The following is a 15,074-nucleotide window of genomic DNA, read 5'->3' as shown; positions in this document are numbered from 1 at the left end:
CCTCGGCCTCGGTGATGTCAGGCGGCCGAGGTCTTGGGCCTGCGCCTGTTCTGGGGCGGCTCCGTCACGCGTCTGCGACAGAGGGCGCGAGTCGCGAAGCACGGATACGGCGGTGACGGGGCCGGCCGGGACCTGGAGTGCGGTGGCGGCGCCCTCAGGCCGTCTCGCCGTGGTGGGCCCGGTCTGCGGACGAACTGCTGGAGTGCAGCCAGGAGTCGAGCGACGTGCCGGCGCTCGAGGCGTCCAGCGTGAGGTGCAGCCGCGTCCCGGCGCCCGAGGAGTCCGCGGGATAGCTCCGCTGCTCGTCCCCGGCGAACAGCAGCCGCAACGCTTCGGCGACGCGACGGGCCGCCTCGGAGGACGTGGAGACCAGTCGGACCTCGACCCGGTCCCCACTCGGATCGGCTGCGGCATCGGGACGGGACGAGTGCTGCGCGGGTTCGATCGACATACGGCGGAACCTGACCCGGACCGGAGACGGTCCGCATCTGCTCTGCGACGAGGACGAGACCGGCCCGAACACCGGCGTACGACATGCCCTCGACGGGCTCCACCCTACTCCTGCCGCCCGGGACCAGCCCCTCTCCTTCACGCGTGAGGGCCTGCGGGCGGGCCCTACTGCACCCGGCCCTCGTCGGTCACGGGTAGGTCCTCCTCCGGCAGGTGCACGTCGTTGACGGAGATGTTCACTTCGACGACTTCTAGCCCGGTCATCCGCTCCACGGCCGCGATCACGTTCTGGCGTACGTCCGCGGCGACCTCGATGATGCTCACGCCGTACTCCACCACCGCGTCCAGGTCGATGGCGGTCTGCTTCTCGCCGACCTCGACCTTGACGCCGCGCCCGACCGGGGACCCTCCACCGGGAACGCGGTCGCGCATCGCGCCCATCTTCCGGCTGAACCCGCCTCCCAGCGCATGGATGCCGGGCACTTCGCGGGCCGCGATCCCGGCGATCTTCTCCACCACTCCGTCCGCGACGGTCGTCCGGCCGCGAACCACCGCCGGTTCCCCGGCTCCGGTCCTCAGGCGCGGACCGACCACCGTGTGGGACTCGTCGGGTCGCGACGTCTGCTGGGTCTGACCGATCGGCTCCGTCACGCGAAGCCACCTCCCTGGAAATGCACGGTTTCCCGTGCGCGAGCGACCGTACGGTCGCCGGATGTCCTGCTGGTCTCCAAGTGCCGTGCGGCATACGGGTATGCCCACGGACACCGCCGCACCCCGGCCGTGGGCCGGCGCCCCGGAAGCATGACCTCCGGTCGCCGGCCGGTGCCCGACAAAACTGTCGCGCGACAGGACCCGTGCTCCTCACGGCTCGCGGTCGTGTGCGCACGACCGGTTGCGCACGCTCCGCGCGCCCGGCCGCGCCGACCTGCCCCGGGTGTACCTGGCCCGGCCCGCGCCTCACCGGTGGTCGTCCTGGCTCCTGCGGTCCTCACGCGCCCAGCGCTCTCGGTTCTGGCGCCGGTAACGGCGATCCCACCGGTCCCGGCGATCCCGGTCCTCCCGGTACTGCCCGTACCCGGATTCGCTGCCCCGGCGCCGGCCGTGATGGACGAGGGTGAAGAGCAGCACGGCAGCGGCCACCCACCACAAAGGGTTGAGGAAGCCGAGCCCGAACAGGATTGCGGAGAGGAGGAACAGAAATACGAACATGGTGGTCCTCCTTTGAGCGCGGAACGCGACAACACGGCCGGGGACCGGGGCCTACCCCTCCAACGTACTCCCCGGCAAGGGTTGCGAACCTTGCCACGTCACCCCGACTGGCTTCTGTGACACATCATTTGACGCACAGTCAACGGAACTGGACTCCAGAAGCGGGGCCGGCGAAGCGTCGCGCCACCCTGCCCCTCTGAATACCGGCCGCGCCGTCTCCTCGGAGCGGGCACCAGGTGGCCGCTGCTCCGCACCGCGTCGATGCACGGAGTACGCTGATGAGTACCGAGGGTCTTTCGCATACCGGCTTCCACGTCGGGTCGTTCTCGGCGAGAGATGAATCCCGGGCCGCCGCAGAGGCGGCCCGGAGACGGGTCCGTGCCATGTCGGCGACCTTGCACCCCACCCTGCCGCACCCCGAGCCCGTCGCAGCCCCGGTCGCGCGTCTCGCCTTGAAGGGCGAAGGCGGCGGCTCCCGCGGACTCCTGGACGGCGCCTGGTGGCCCCGGTCCCGGGACCTGCTCAGCGAGCTGCCCGGGCTGACCGCCGCGCTGGACCCCCTGTGGGGCCGCATCACCCGGGCCGCCGTCAACCCGGAGCACTGGCCGGTGGTCCCACGCAAGGTTCCCGTCGACGGCCACGTCGTCAAGGTCGGCTGGTTCACCCCGGAACTCGACCCGCACAAGCTGCTGTTGCTCTCCTACGGCACCGGCCGCTGGGACTTGCTGATCATCCCGCCTGATACCGAGCCCGACGCGGCGGCCCGGCTGATGGCCGCCGCATCCGACCGGGAGGGCCCGCCGTTGACCGCGAGCGCGCTCGTCGCGGCGGACGCGGCCGGGCACGGCGCCGCCGAGACCCTCGACCTGGCACTGGCACCGGACGAGGCGTGGGAGTACGAAGGTGGCGCTCCCTTGGTGCTCACGGCCGTTCCGGATCACGTGGGGCCGGCCGGGGCGGAGGACGAGACCGGCCGGAGCGCCGTCCCGGCGCCACCGCAGGTTCTCCCCGCACAGGTCTGATCAGCCGACCCCACGCGGTGATGAAGTCTTCCCAGGCGCGGCGGTCGAAGAGCATCTCTCCCGGCTTGCTCGTCTCCTTGGCCAGCCCTTCGCCATGGTGTCGTCGAGAGTGATGAACACCCTGGCCGTGATCGAACGCATCGGCCCTCTCCTTCCACCTCTGCACACCCTCTTCGGTGTGAGGGGCTGGCGACGGGTGCTGCCGTAGAGGGGCGTTGGCGTTCGGGCCCGGGGGCGATCTAGGCTGCGTCGGTGCGTGCCGTTCACGGCGGCAGCCCATCGACGGAGAGGAATGCCGATCATGCAGCAGGCATCGGCCGCCGACCCGGCTCCCGGGCGCCGCCCCGAGCTGGTGTCCGACCTGGATGTGGAGGCGGCCCGCATCGCGGCGGTACGCCGCTACGACATCCTCGACACTCCGCCCGACGGGGCGTTCGACCGGGTGGCGGCGCTGGCCGCCCGGCTCTTCGACGTGCCGGTGGCCACAGTCACGATCGTGGACACCGACCGCATCTGGTTCAAGGCCGCACACGGCTTGGAGGGTGTCGCCGAGATCGGCCGCGATCCGGGCCTGTGCGGCTCGGCGGTCCTGCGCGACGACACGATGGTCATCCCCGACACTCTCCAGGACCCCGTCGCGGTGAACAATCCGCTGGTCGCGGGAGAGATGGGGGTGCGTTTCTACGCCGCCGCACCGATCATCACCCCCGATGGGCACCGGCTGGGCACGGTGAACGTCCTGGACACCCGGCCGCGTTCGATCACCGAGCAGGACACCGCCACCCTTGCCGATCTCGCCGCGATCGTGCTGGACGAGATGGAGCTGCGGCTGTCGGCCCTGCACGCCCTGCGTGACGAGCAGGCCCGCCGGGAGGCGGAGAGGCGGCAGGCCGAGGCGGAACGGCAGCGGGCTGAGACGGAGCGGGCGGCGCGGGAGAAGGCGGAGCAGGACAAAGCCGCCATCGCCGCGTTCGCCTCCACCCTCCAGCGCACTCTGCTGCCTCCGGCCCTTCCCGTCGTGCCGGGCCTGGAACTGGCCTGTCACTACCGCACCGCCTCCGCCCACGACGTGGGAGGCGACTTCTACGACGTCTTCCCCCTCGACGGTGGCCGGTGGGCGTTCTTCCTCGGTGACGTGTGCGGCAAGGGCCCCGAGGCGGCCACCGTGACCGCCCTGGCCCGCCACACGCTGCGCGCCGCGGCCCAGATCAACGCCGACCCGGTCACCGTGCTGAGCGCGCTCAACACCGGGCTGCTCACCGACGGCAGTGCCGGCCGTCGTTTCTGCACCGTGGTCTTCGGTCTCCTGGAGCCCCGGGAGGACGGCGGTTTCACCGTCACCGTCGCCTCCGGCGGCCACCCGCCCGTCTATCACGTGCGCCCCGACGACGGCGGCGCCGTATGGGTGCGGGCCGTACGCCCCAAGGGCGGGATGCTCGTCGGTGCGTTTCCCCAGGCGCCCTTCGCCCAGACCACGTTCTCCCTGACGGCCGGTGAGAGCCTCTTCCTCTACACCGACGGGCTGATCGAAGCCCGCACCACCCAGGGCGCCATGCTCGGGGAGGACGGCCTGACCGGCTTCCTCCACCAGCGCACCGGGCCCGTCACCGCCGCCTCCCTGATCGAGGACAGCATCACCCTCCTGGCCTCGCTGCCCGACGGAGTCGGCGACGACGTGGCGCTGCTGGCCCTGTCCGTCCCCCACTCTCACACCATGCCCGACGGCAGTGTCGCTGCCACTGCCCACACCACCGCCGCACCCGAACACTTCGGCCAGGAGTGAGACCGACGTGACCGACACACTGCAACTGACCGTCCAGCACCCCCGCCCCGGCCTCGCGATCGTCGCAGTCGCCGGGGACCTGGACACACGCACCGCGGACACCCTGCGCCACCAAGCCTGCGAAATCATCCAGCAAGAGTGTCCACACCTGATTCTCGACCTGTCAGAGACCGGCTTCTGCGACTCCGCCGGCCTGAGTGCGCTCATCGGCCTCTGGCACGCCACGCAGGCAGCGGGCGGTGCGCTGGCACTCGCCCACATCCCTGACCGACTGATGCGCATGCTGACCCTCACCGGCGTCGACGCGGTTCTGCCAGCCCACGCCACCGCCGCCGAAGCCGTCACCACCATGACCCTCAGCCAGTCCACCGGCGCCGGCGAACACGGCTCGATCATCCATACCCCCATCGGAGGCGGGGCAGGCGAAGTCGGGGCGGAGCCCGCGGTCGGCGAGAGCGCGCACACCCTCTCTGCCGACCTGAGCTGAGCGCGCGGCCCGCCGACGCGATCTCCCAGGTTCTCAGGCGCAAGGCGTCGGCGTCACGTCGCGGAAAGCGGCTGCGGGCGAGCCCAACGGCCCGCGTGGGGCCATGTGTTGGAAAGACAGCGGGGGAGCGGGTCATGGTCCCGCCTCATTCCCGGTTCCGCTGCCGACCCGGCCTCTTCGCGATGGCGGCGCTCGATGGCCGGCCCACGGGGGATGTGCATGGCCGTTGTCCGCGCGCACGTCGGCGAGCAGGCGTAATGCGTCCTCGGCTGGGCCGGCGGGGGCCGCGTACAGCACCAGCAACTCGATGCCTGATTCGTCTGGCAGCGCGAAGTTCTCATGGTGCAGTTCCAGCAGTCCGACCAGAGGGTGCCAGTACGTCTTGCGTCCAAGGGTGCGGGCGCGTACGTCCGCGCGGGCCCAGAGACGACAGAAGCGTTCACTGCCCATCGCCAGTTCGCCGATGAGTGAGGCCAGATGGGGATCCTCGGGGTATTTGCCGGTGGCCAGGCGCAGGTGCCCGACCACGTCGAGGGTGCAGTTCTCCCAGCCCGCGTACAGGTCGCGCTCGGCTTCCTCGAGAAAGATGTGCCGGGCGGTGTTCAGGCCCGGCATCGGACGGCCGTAGAGGAGAATCAGCGCGGGTGCGTCGCGGACCAGGTCCAGGACCTGCAACAGCTCCGGGCGGAGCCGCCCGCTCGGTGCCGTCGCTCGGTGGCGGCGCTGTCGGACAAGCCGGTCCAGGTGTGCGCGTTCGGTCTCGTCGAGGCCGAGGACACGGGCGAGGGCGTCGAGGACCTTGCTCGGAGGGCTGGGTCGCGCGGCCCTGCTCCAGGCGCATGTAGTAGTCGACGCTGACTCCGGACAGGTGCGCGACCATCCTCACCGCCGGCGGCCAGGCCGTCTTCGACAACCTTCCGCCGGCGAGTCCGCCCCACCCGAACCAGCCGGCTCCGCTCCACCGCCCACGGCCTAGCCGCTCCCGGAGCACGACCGTACGACCCGTGCTCCGGGGCGCCCGCCACCCCCGGGAGCCCCCGAAAGGACTTCCTCATGTCCGGCACCCGCATCACCGTCCACACCGGCCAGGACCGCAGCCCGAGGCCCTGGCCCGGGTCGTCGACCACGTCCGCGCCCAGCTGTCCGGCACCGGTCTCGCCGGCCTGACGTCGGCGCGCCGCCCCCTGTTCGCGGGATCGGCGCCTCCTTCGCGGCGCTCGCCGTGCCCGTGGAGGTGTTGCGCGGCCACGCGGTGCCGGCACAGCGCGTCCTCGCGAGCGAGATCGAGGACGGCCTGACCGGGTTCGACACCGACATCCTGATCGGCGTGTCCCAGTCGGGGCGCAGTTCCGAGACGCTCGCCGCGTTCCGGGCCTCCGGCGCGGTGCGCACCGCCGCCGTCCTCAACGTCACCCCGTCCCCGCTCGCCGACCTCGCCGTCGACCTGGGCAACGAGCCGGAGTCGTACGCCTCGACGTCGGGTTCACCGCGACCGTCGCCGCCCTCGACCTCGTCGCCGGGGCGCTCGCGGGCCGCGCCGACGACCCGTGGGACGACATCGCCGGCCGGCCGCACACCGTACGGGACCAGCCGGCCGGGAACGCGGTCCGGTCGTGGGCCGAGGACCGAAGTCGCGCCGGGCGCCGCCGCGGGTGAGCGACGGCGCCCGGGCGCTCTGCTCATTCTTTCCGTAGGAGCAGGCAGGGGATGGTTCGGCGGCGCGCCCGGCCCGGGGCGTCCGGCGGCGGAGCCCTGGGCGCCCGTCTGACCTGCGTTGTCACGCAACGCGATGCGGAGCGTCACCGGCCTGGGCGGGGAACATCGCGCAAATTGGTCTAGTCCTCATCTTGGTACAGACCATTGACACACCGCTGACCGCAGAGCTATTCCGTATGCATCTCCCGTGCGTCACAGCTGAGTTGACGCCGCCTCACCTCTTGGATGGCCATGAGACCTATGCGCTCCCTCCGTGCCGCCGTCACTGCGGTGGCCACTGCAGTGGCTGCTCTGGGCCTCACCGCCGTCGCGGGCTCCCCCGCCCAGGCCGCGACCCCGCTCCCTGCCCATGTCTTCGCGCCCTACTTCGAGGCGTGGACCGGTGAGAGCCCCGCCGCTCTCAGCGCCCAGTCCGGGGCCAAGCACCTGACGATGGCGTTCCTCCAGACCGCGTCGAAGGGGTCCTGCACCGCCTACTGGAACGGCGACACCTCGCTGCCCGTCGCCGCGTCATCCTTCGGCGCGGACATCAAGACGATCCAGGGGCGCGGCGGGGACGTCATCCCGTCGTTCGGCGGGTACACGGCCGACACCACCGGCACCGAGATCGCCGACAGCTGTACGGACGTCGACCAGATCGCCGCCGTCTACGAGAAGGTCGTCTCGACCTACGACATCCCCCGGCTCGACATGGACATCGAGGTCGACTCGCTGGACAACACCGCCGGAATCGACCGGCGGAACAAGGCGATCAAGAAGGTGCAGGACTGGGCCGCCGCCAGCGGCCGCAAGCTGGAGATCTCGTACACTCTGCCGACGACGACGGGTGGCCCGGCCGCCAGCGGACTCGCCGTGCTCAAGAACGCGGTAGCCAACGGCGCGCGCGTCGACGTCGTGAACCTCATGACGTTCGACTACTACGACAACGCCACCCACAACATGGCGCAGGACACCAAGACCGCGGCCCAGGGTCTCTACGACCAACTCGCCAAGCTCTACCCCACCAAGACCGCAGCCCAGCTCTGGGGCATGATCGGCATCACCGAGATGCCCGGCGTCGACGACTTCGGTCCGGCCGAGACGTTCACCCTCGCCAACGCCAAGGACGTGTACGACTGGGCGGTCGCCAAGGGGATCAACATGATCTCCTTCTGGGCGCTCCAGCGTGACAACGGAAGCTGCCCGGGCGGCGCCGCCGGAGACACCTGCTCCGGCATCGCGCAGAACACCTGGGACTTCGCCCACATCTTCGCGCCCTTCACCAGCGGCACGACCGCGCCGAGCAACGACTTCTCGCTGACGGCCTCCCCCGCGTCGGGCACGGTCAAGGCCGGCGCCTCCACGACCGCGACGGTCCGGACCGCGGTCACCGCGGGCAGCGCCCAGTCCGTGAAACTGACCGTCAGCGGCGCGCCCGCCGGGGTCACCGCCACCCTCAGCCCCGCGTCGGTGACGGCCGGCGGGACCTCGACGCTCACCGTCGCCACGACCTCGGCCGCCGTCAACGGCACGTACACGCTGGTGGTCGACGGCGCGAGCGCGTCGGCGGCGCACTCGGCGACGTACACGCTGACCGTCACGGGCGGCAGCGGCAACCAGTGCACGGCGGCCCCGTGGGCCTCGGGCTCGGTCTACACGGGCGGCCAGCAGGTCTCGTACAAGGGCCACACCTGGAAGGCCAAGTGGTGGACGACGGGCGAGGAGCCCGGCACCACCGGCGAGTGGGGCGTCTGGCAGGACCTCGGCGCCTGCTGATCCCCGCGCGGCCCCGCGCGGGCCGGACGATCCCCGGGGGCGGCGGGTCCCGGGCCTCCGCTCCCCGCACCGGTCCGGTGGCGGGAGCGGGTCAGGTTCCGATCCGCGCGAGCGGGGTCGGCTCTGTCGGCGACAGGGGGCTGGCACAGATCTTGGGGATGGGTCACGGAGGGTGACGGTGTCGTTCGATTGACGGGCGCACAGGTCCGGGGTCGTCAGCGTTCACCGCATCCCCATGAAAGCCGAGGTGCCGCCGACCGGGCCGAGGAAGTCGCCGGGTCGGGCGGGGCCGGATACGTTCGCACCATGGATCATCCCAGCCACTTCTCCTCCAAAAGTCGGCAGGGCCACGACGAGGCGAGCAGGGTGACGCGTGTGATTGCAGCAGAGCGCGTCGGCGATCGCTGGAGGAGCCTCTCCGGGGTCAGTAGCCGCCGTCCCCGGTCGCTGCCGCCGGTTCCGTGGGTGCAGGATGGAGACAGCGGAGCCGGTGCCGGCACGGGCCGGTGGTTCCGGGCCTCCGGACGAGGCGAGTCGGAAGGGGGTGTGACGCCATGTCCCAGTACATGGACGTCCACCACGGGATGGCGGGGATCACGGCGGACCAGCTGAAGCAGGCCCATCAGGCGGACCTTGCCATCGAGAAGGAAGAGGGCGTGCACTTTGAGAAGGCCTGGGCGGATCCGGAGTCGGGCACGGTCTACTGCCTCTCCGAGGCACCGTCGGCCGACGCGGTCCAGCGCATCCACGAACGCGCCGGCCACCGCGCCGACGAGGTCCACGAGGTCCCGCTGAGCGCGTGAGGTCCTATGGCTGGGCGCCTTCGGGTGGCGGGCAGACTGCACCGTACCTGATGGTACGTCAGAGAGAACTGGGACGGGCATCGAGAGGCAGCACCTCCCACTTCCAGCTACTGAAGTCGAATAGGGCCCGCACGATGGTATTGACGATCACGGTCAGAGCACGCGGTTCCGGGTCGGTGTTGCGGCCGATGGCGGGGCGGATCTGCTGGCGGTGAGTCCAGTGCTCCGTGAACTCCCGGGCGATGTCCAGCCAGGCCGGCGCGGGGTGGATGTCTGCTGCCCACGACACACCCAGGGCGACCGCCGTCAAGGCCGACTGTGGCGAATTCCTGGGCGAGCTGGGTGCCTGCCGCTGCCAGGGCGTCGATGAGCCAAGCGGCCTGCGGCGCCACAACGGTCGCCGGCAGTCTGGTTCACCACAACACCAGTCCGCGAGGCGGCCGACGCGAAGTTCGCGGCACGCTGACGCCCGGCATCGCTGTCACGCGCGGGCCCACAGGTGCCGGGTGCCGAGTCCGGCGACGTCGAGGGCGAGTTCGGCGTACATGGCGTTGGCCCAGGAGAACCAGGGGCGGGTGAAACGCCGGGGGTCGTCCTTGTGGAACGACTCGTGCATCTGGCCCGTCCCCGCGTCGTTGGCGAGGAGGGTGTGCAGGGCCGTGCGTCGCTCCGCATGGTCGGTGCTGGTCAAGCCCTGTACGGCGATCGCGATGGGCCAGATGTGCCCGTCGGGGGTGTGCGGACTGCCGATGCCTTCGGCGGCTGTTCCCCGGTGCCAGGTGGGATTCGCGGACGAGAGGACGAACCCACGTGTGGCGAGGTATATGGGATCCGTTGCCGGGATGTCCGCGACGAGGGGCAGGGAGAGCAGACCGGGCATGTTGGCGTCGTCCATGAGGAGCGTGTTGCCGTGTCCGTCCACCTCGTAGGCGTAGATCTCGCCGTGATCGGGGTGGTGCACGATGCCGTGTCGCAGGACGGCGGTACGCAGTTCCGACGCCAACTGGGCGGCCTCGTCAGCGAGTTGTGTATCTCCGGTGAGGCGGGCCAGTTCGGTTGTTCCGTCGAGGGCGGCGGCGGCACACAGATTCGCGGGGATGTTGTAGCCGTAGGCGCACGCGTCGTCGCTGGGCCGGAACCCGCTCCAGGTCATCCCGGTCCGGGCGACGGGCGTGCCGCGGCCCGCGTTCGGCAGGGTGTCGCTCGGCGGGCAGTTCCGGCGCAGGAAGCGGTACACGGAGCGGTGTTCGTGGTCCTGCTCCGTGCGCCACACCTCGATGGCGGTACGGGCCGTCCGGAGTGCGGCGGCGACGTGGTCGGTGCGTCCGGTCGCCGCCCAGAAGCGGCGGGCGAGCAGGAGGGGGAAGGCGAGGGAGTCGACCTCGTACTTCGCCTCCCACACCCACGGGTCCTCACACAGGTCGTCGGGGTCGTGGGCGCACCCGGACGGTTCGGCGTTGAAGGCGTTGGCGTAGGGGTTGCGGGCGATCTGCTGGAACTGACGGCGCAGCACGGCGAGTACGAGGTCCTGCAAGGCCGCGTTGTTCTCGAGGAGCGCGAGGTAGGGCATCAGTTGTGTCGAGGAGTCGCGCAGCCACATGGCGGGGATGTCGCCGGTGACGACGAAGGCGGTGCCGTCGGGCATCGGCCGGACGGTGCGGGCGAGGGTGTCGTCGAGGCAGCGCATCAGTGTCCGGCCGAGGCGCGGGTCGCCCAGGTCGTCGAGCCGTTGTACCGCCTGCTGGACGATCGGGTGGTCCTTGACGCTGGTGGGGAAGCGCATGGGTGGCCCTTTCGGCGGTCGGGTGGAATGGGTGTGGCGCGGAAATGGCGTACAAGGCACGGCATACGTACCTGGGCATACATACGAACGTGTGGCGCGGCATACGTCCATGCGGCACGGCATACGTGTGACCGTCGCCCCGCCGGACCCGGAGCCGGAGCCTGGCGTGGACCCGGGCCCGGAGGCGTCAGGAGTCCCCGAGCGAGCGCTCAGGCACGTCACCGGCAGCCGCCCCATAGCGAACGACCCGGGTCGGAACGGTGACACGCCGGGAGGCGGGCTGCGCCGCGTCACGTTGTTCGAGACGGTCGATGAGCAGGCGCGCGGCCTGGCGTCCCACCTCGTCGGCATCGTAGGAGACGAGCGTGAGCGGCAGGCCGAGGACGTCGGACAGGACGAAGTCGTCGAAGCCGGCGACGGGCAGGGTGCGGCCCGTCTTGTACAGGGCGCGGATGGCGCCCTGGCTGATGCGGTTGTTGGTGCAGAACAGTGCGGTGGGCGGAGTGGGCAGGTCCAGGAGGTCGAGGGTGGCCCGTTCGGCTGTCGCGGAGTCGACGAGGCCCTGGCGGATGAGGGCGTTGTCCGGGTCGACGCCGACCTCATCGTGCGCGGCCCAGAACCCGCGCAGGCGTTCGGCGCCCGTGTACAGCGCCGGCGGGTTGCCGAGGAAGGCGATGCGGGTGTGTCCCTCCGTCAGGAGGCAGGTGGTCGCTTCACGCGCACCGTGGAAGTCCTCCACCAGAACGCAGTCCGTGTCGATCCCGGCGGGCGGCCTCGCGGCCAGGACGACGGGGACATGGCGCATGGCGGCCGCCAGGTGCTGCTGGCGGCTGCCCGCCGGGACCACGATCAGCCCTTCGACCTGGTGGTCGACGAGCCCGTCGATCAGTTCGGGCTCCCGGTCGGCCTGTTCCCCCGAGTTGCTGAGGAGCATGCGGAAGCCGTACTGCGTCGCGATTTCCTGGACGCCGAGGGCGAGGCGCGAGTAGAAGGGGTTGGCGAGGTTGGTGACGACCAGGCCGATCATTCCGCTGCCGCCGAGGCGCAGGCTCCGCGCGGTCTGGTTGCGGCGGTAGCCGAGCCGGTCGACGGCGGCGAAGACCCGTTCGCGGGTCGCCTGTGAGACGCCGGGGTCGTCCTTGAGCACGCGTGACACGGTCATGGCACTGACCTGTGCGAGCTTGCCGACGTCCTGCATGGTCGGCCCGCTGCCCCGGCGAGCGGTCATGCCCCTGCCCCTTTCGCTGCCTGCCTGGTCCGGCACGCTGGTCGTCATGTCGCGTCCCGCGCCCAGTGAGCGGCCCCGATCAGCGGGGCGGCCTCGGGCTGCCGCGCCGGCGACACCGGGACGTCCGGTCCGCCCGCTGAAGCGAGCCCTGCGGCGAACGCGGGGTGGATCAGCTGCCACGAGCGGGCCATGGAACCGCCGACGACGACCGCGGTGGCCTCGAAGCGGTCGATCCACGGCGCCAGCGCCTGGCCGAGTGCGTCGAAAGCGTAGCGGAAGGTCAGGGCCGCGGCGGCGTCGCCCTTCTCGGCGCGCACGGCCAGCTCGTGGACGTCGGGGGTCCCTCGGCCGTCCGGCGTGGGGGAGAGGCGTTCGTAGTGGGCGCGGATGCCCCGGCGCGACACGGTGTCCTCCAAAGGGCCGCCGTGGACGCGCAGATGGTGCACGTGTCCGCTCGGCGGGACCGCTGGGCCGCTGTGGACGGGACGGCCGAGGGACAGGAACGAGGAGCCCACGCCCGTGCCGAGGGTCAGGCACACGACGCGGTCGTGGCCACCCGCGGCACCCGCCCTGTGCTCGCCGACGGCGAACGCGTCGGCGTCGTTGAGGAAGCGCAGCCGCTGCGCACGTCCGGCCAGCCGCTCGCGCAGGCCGCGGCCGACGTCCACACCGTTCAGGGACTCGAACTTGCCCACACCGGTGAAGCGGCCGATGCCGGTGGTGTAGTCGAAGGGACCGGGCATCGCCACGCCCCAGCAGGGGTCGTGCCCGGTGGGCAGGGCGGACGCCGCCTCGGCGATGGTGTCGAGTACGGCGTCGGCCCCGCCGTGCGCGCCCAGGGGCAGGCGGATCACGGTGGAGGGCGCGGGGCGGTCCGCGCCGACGTCGACGAGTGCGGCCGTGACATGGGTGCCGCCCACGTCGAGGACCGGGACGGGCGCCGGGGGCCGCCCCGCGGGAACCGTCCTCACGCGTCGACCACCAGGGCCTTGACGACCCGCACTTCGGCATCGCCCAGCGCGCGGACTCGGTAAGGCCCGACGGCGGCGGGAATCGTGAGGGTCTCCGCGAAGGCCAGGCAGTGGGTGGCGCCGTCGCCGAACTCGATGACGGCACCGGCCCCCGCGGCCACGTTGAGGATGTGGAAGCGGCCCGCGGTGTCGTCGGGAAGGGCCGCGCCCGGAGTCACGACATGGCGGTGCACCGCGTAGAACATCTCGGGGAGCGCCCCGATGACCTCCTCGCGCCAGCCCTCACCCGCGCGCAAGGTGCGCGGCTCCTGCACAAGGTCTTTGGTGACGTCCTCGCCGCGCCGCGCGGTGTCCAGGTTGGCGAACCCGTGCTCGTACGGCAGGGGCCGGGACGCTCCGGTGGCGTCCTTGCGGAGCCAGTCGTACAGCCGCAGGGAGTACAGGTACGGGGTGGCGCTGACCTCGAGGACGAGGTTGCCTGCGCCGGACGCGTGCGGGGTGCCCGCCGGGATCATGAACAGTTGCCCGGGCGTCGACGGGTGTGACTGGACGTGTTCCTCGACGGGCATCGGGGTGGCGTCGGCGATGGCCTCCTCCACCTGGCGCCGCATGGTGTCGAGGTCCGCGTCCGCGGTGAGGCCGAGCAGCACGCGGGCACCGTCCTCGCAGGCCGTGACGTAGTACGTCTCGTGCTGGGTGTAGGGCCAGCCGAACACCTCGCGCATGTACCGCTCCCGCGGGTGCAGGTGCAGGGAGAGGTTGCCGCCGCCCATGGTGTCCAGGTAGTCGAACCGGATCGGGAAGGAGGTGCCGAACCGGCGGTGCACGTCTTCGCCGAGCATGTCCTCGGGGTGGCCGGCGCACAGCAGCTGGAAGGGGATCTCGACCTGGGGGCCGTCCTTCTCGCCGACGAGGACCCCGGCCTCGGGCGCGATCAGCTCGTAGCCGAGGGCGGTGTTGCCCGCCTGCGGGGTGAAGCCCAGTTCGCCGGCCGCCCACTGGCCGCCCCACGGCGTGGAGTTGAAGTACGGGCGCGTGCGCACGGGCCGGCGGGCCAACCGCGCGAGCGTGCCGCGCAATGCGGTGCCGTCCAGTGAGGCGGGGCGGGCCGCGTCCTGGACGTCGATCCAGCGGTCGACCTGCGCGGCGATCGCGTCCCGGTGCCGGTCGAGGACGGGCCAGTCGGTGTAGAAGAGGCGGACCAGGTCGCCGGGTTCGCCCGGACGCCCCAGGTTGGCACCCACCGGCAGCGCGCGCTTGGCCACCGCCGCTTCGGCGTACCGCTTCGGCAGGTCCGCGTACCAGAGCAGGTCCGGGCCGCACAGAGCGGCGCCCGGCCCGAAGACCACGGTCACCGCGGTGCCCGTCGCCTGCTCGGGTCGCGACTCCGCGTCGAACAGGTCTGCGACCTGCCCGCGCGACAGCGGCGTGAAGAACGGGTCGTCGGCGGGGACGGGCGCGGCCGCTATCCGCTCGTGGGCCGCCGGCGCGTAGCGGTCGCGGACATCGAGCAGCCGCACGTCACGGCCTCCGGAGCGCACGGCTGCCGCGAGCCCCTCGGCCAGCGCGGCCCAGTCGAGCGCGGCCGGTCCGTCGACGGCCAGGACGAGGGGTCCTGACGGCAGAGCGGAGACCGCGGCGGGCCAGCCGGCGACCACCTCTCCGGCGGTCGGCGGATAGGTGGGGAGGGGGTCGTACGTACGGGGCGCGGGCACAGGTGCTCCTTCGTGGACTGCGAAGCGGGGGAGTTAACGATAACAACAGCTGGCCGAAGGTGTCCATGGATGTTCCGCTGGTCATCTGGCCGAGTAAAACGGCAATTACCTGCGGAAACTCTGCGATCAGTCTCTTGAGCTGCATTCTTTTC

14 protein-coding genes and 1 pseudogene are annotated in these 15,074 nt (G+C 71.4%); 6 read left to right on the top strand and 9 right to left on the bottom strand.

Going from position 1 to position 15,074, the window contains the following annotated elements:
• Positions 1-154 precede the first annotated feature (154 nt).
• The 3 genes from ABZY33_RS19305 to ABZY33_RS19295 all read right to left on the bottom strand — a co-directional run bounded on the left by ABZY33_RS19305 (position 155) and on the right by ABZY33_RS19295 (position 1,659).
• Complete coding sequence (locus tag ABZY33_RS19305) at positions 155-451, bottom strand: hypothetical protein (protein ID WP_356492808.1); 297 nt, start codon at positions 449-451, stop codon at positions 155-157.
• A gap of 164 nt (positions 452-615) precedes the next feature.
• On the bottom strand, positions 616-1,044 hold the full coding sequence (locus ABZY33_RS19300) for an Asp23/Gls24 family envelope stress response protein (RefSeq protein WP_356492847.1): 429 nt from the start codon (positions 1,042-1,044) through the stop codon (positions 616-618).
• 363 nt (positions 1,045-1,407) lie between these two features.
• The gene (locus tag ABZY33_RS19295; RefSeq protein WP_356492807.1) at positions 1,408-1,659 is read right to left on the bottom strand and encodes a hypothetical protein; all 252 of its coding nucleotides are present in this window, start codon (positions 1,657-1,659) and stop codon (positions 1,408-1,410) included.
• A gap of 275 nt (positions 1,660-1,934) precedes the next feature.
• Between ABZY33_RS19295 and ABZY33_RS19290 the strand changes: the two genes are divergently transcribed.
• The 3 genes from ABZY33_RS19290 (at position 1,935) to ABZY33_RS19280 (ending at position 4,951) form a co-directional block, all read left to right on the top strand.
• Positions 1,935-2,681 carry a DUF5994 family protein gene (locus ABZY33_RS19290; RefSeq protein WP_356492846.1) on the top strand — a complete coding sequence of 249 codons (747 nt, stop codon included), beginning with the start codon at positions 1,935-1,937 and terminating at the stop codon, positions 2,679-2,681.
• 301 nt (positions 2,682-2,982) lie between these two features.
• On the top strand, positions 2,983-4,464 hold the full coding sequence (locus tag ABZY33_RS19285; RefSeq protein ID WP_356492806.1) for a SpoIIE family protein phosphatase: 1,482 nt from the start codon (positions 2,983-2,985) through the stop codon (positions 4,462-4,464).
• Between the two features lie 7 nt (positions 4,465-4,471).
• Positions 4,472-4,951, top strand: a complete 480-nt coding sequence (locus tag ABZY33_RS19280) for an STAS domain-containing protein (RefSeq protein ID WP_356492805.1) — start codon at positions 4,472-4,474, stop codon at positions 4,949-4,951.
• A gap of 132 nt (positions 4,952-5,083) precedes the next feature.
• On the opposite strand, the pseudogene ABZY33_RS19275 reads toward ABZY33_RS19280, so the two are convergent.
• Positions 5,084-5,920, bottom strand: a pseudogene (locus tag ABZY33_RS19275) (helix-turn-helix transcriptional regulator).
• 253 nt (positions 5,921-6,173) lie between these two features.
• Between ABZY33_RS19275 and ABZY33_RS19270 the strand changes: the two are divergent.
• From ABZY33_RS19270 to ABZY33_RS19260, 3 genes are all read left to right on the top strand, one after another.
• Complete coding sequence (locus tag ABZY33_RS19270) at positions 6,174-6,719, top strand: hypothetical protein (protein ID WP_356492804.1); 546 nt, start codon at positions 6,174-6,176, stop codon at positions 6,717-6,719.
• A gap of 179 nt (positions 6,720-6,898) precedes the next feature.
• Positions 6,899-8,422, top strand: coding sequence for a chitinase (locus ABZY33_RS19265; protein ID WP_356492845.1), 1,524 nt, complete (start codon positions 6,899-6,901; stop codon positions 8,420-8,422).
• Between the two features lie 554 nt (positions 8,423-8,976).
• A complete protein-coding gene (locus tag ABZY33_RS19260; protein ID WP_356492803.1) occupies positions 8,977-9,225 on the top strand; it encodes an SCO4226 family nickel-binding protein in 249 nt (82 codons plus the stop codon).
• Positions 9,226-9,283: 58 nt separating this feature from the next.
• On the opposite strand, the gene ABZY33_RS19255 is transcribed toward ABZY33_RS19260, so the two are convergent.
• The 5 genes from ABZY33_RS19255 to ABZY33_RS19235 all read right to left on the bottom strand — a co-directional run bounded on the left by ABZY33_RS19255 (position 9,284) and on the right by ABZY33_RS19235 (position 14,922).
• Positions 9,284-9,535, bottom strand: a complete 252-nt coding sequence (locus tag ABZY33_RS19255; RefSeq protein WP_356492802.1) for a hypothetical protein — start codon at positions 9,533-9,535, stop codon at positions 9,284-9,286.
• A gap of 171 nt (positions 9,536-9,706) precedes the next feature.
• A complete protein-coding gene (locus ABZY33_RS19250; RefSeq protein WP_356492801.1) occupies positions 9,707-11,008 on the bottom strand; it encodes a glycoside hydrolase family 125 protein in 1,302 nt (433 codons plus the stop codon).
• Positions 11,009-11,195: 187 nt separating this feature from the next.
• Positions 11,196-12,236, bottom strand: coding sequence for a LacI family DNA-binding transcriptional regulator (locus tag ABZY33_RS19245; protein WP_356492800.1), 1,041 nt, complete (start codon positions 12,234-12,236; stop codon positions 11,196-11,198).
• Positions 12,237-12,280: 44 nt separating this feature from the next.
• Positions 12,281-13,207 (bottom strand): ROK family protein, encoded by a 927-nt coding sequence (locus ABZY33_RS19240; RefSeq protein WP_356492799.1) that lies wholly within the window; start codon positions 13,205-13,207, stop codon positions 12,281-12,283.
• Positions 13,204-14,922, bottom strand: a complete 1,719-nt coding sequence (locus tag ABZY33_RS19235; protein WP_356492798.1) for a hypothetical protein — start codon at positions 14,920-14,922, stop codon at positions 13,204-13,206. Before ABZY33_RS19235 ends, ABZY33_RS19240 begins: the two co-directional genes overlap by 4 nt.
• Positions 14,923-15,074: the final 152 nt, after the last annotated feature.

It is taken from the genome of Streptomyces sp. NPDC006552, from assembly GCF_040611655.1.
Classification (GTDB): domain Bacteria; phylum Actinomycetota; class Actinomycetes; order Streptomycetales; family Streptomycetaceae; genus Streptomyces.
The sequence above is the reverse complement of the archived record's forward strand: the minus strand, read 5'-3'. Positions and strand labels throughout refer to the sequence as shown.

What these genes read in the sequence shown, in the direction of transcription:
- ABZY33_RS19305 (WP_356492808.1), bottom strand. Translation starts at nt 451, where the DNA reads ATGTCGATCGAACCCGCGCAGCACTCGTCCCGTCCCGATGCCGCAGCC.
- ABZY33_RS19295 (WP_356492807.1), bottom strand. Translation starts at nt 1,659, where the DNA reads ATGTTCGTATTTCTGTTCCTCCTCTCCGCAATCCTGTTCGGGCTCGGC.
- ABZY33_RS19285 (WP_356492806.1), top strand. Translation starts at nt 2,983, where the DNA reads ATGCAGCAGGCATCGGCCGCCGACCCGGCTCCCGGGCGCCGCCCCGAG.
- ABZY33_RS19265 (WP_356492845.1), top strand. Translation starts at nt 6,899, where the DNA reads ATGAGACCTATGCGCTCCCTCCGTGCCGCCGTCACTGCGGTGGCCACT.
- ABZY33_RS19260 (WP_356492803.1), top strand. Translation starts at nt 8,977, where the DNA reads ATGTCCCAGTACATGGACGTCCACCACGGGATGGCGGGGATCACGGCG.
- ABZY33_RS19250 (WP_356492801.1), bottom strand. Translation starts at nt 11,008, where the DNA reads ATGCGCTTCCCCACCAGCGTCAAGGACCACCCGATCGTCCAGCAGGCG.
- ABZY33_RS19245 (WP_356492800.1), bottom strand. Translation starts at nt 12,236, where the DNA reads ATGACCGCTCGCCGGGGCAGCGGGCCGACCATGCAGGACGTCGGCAAG.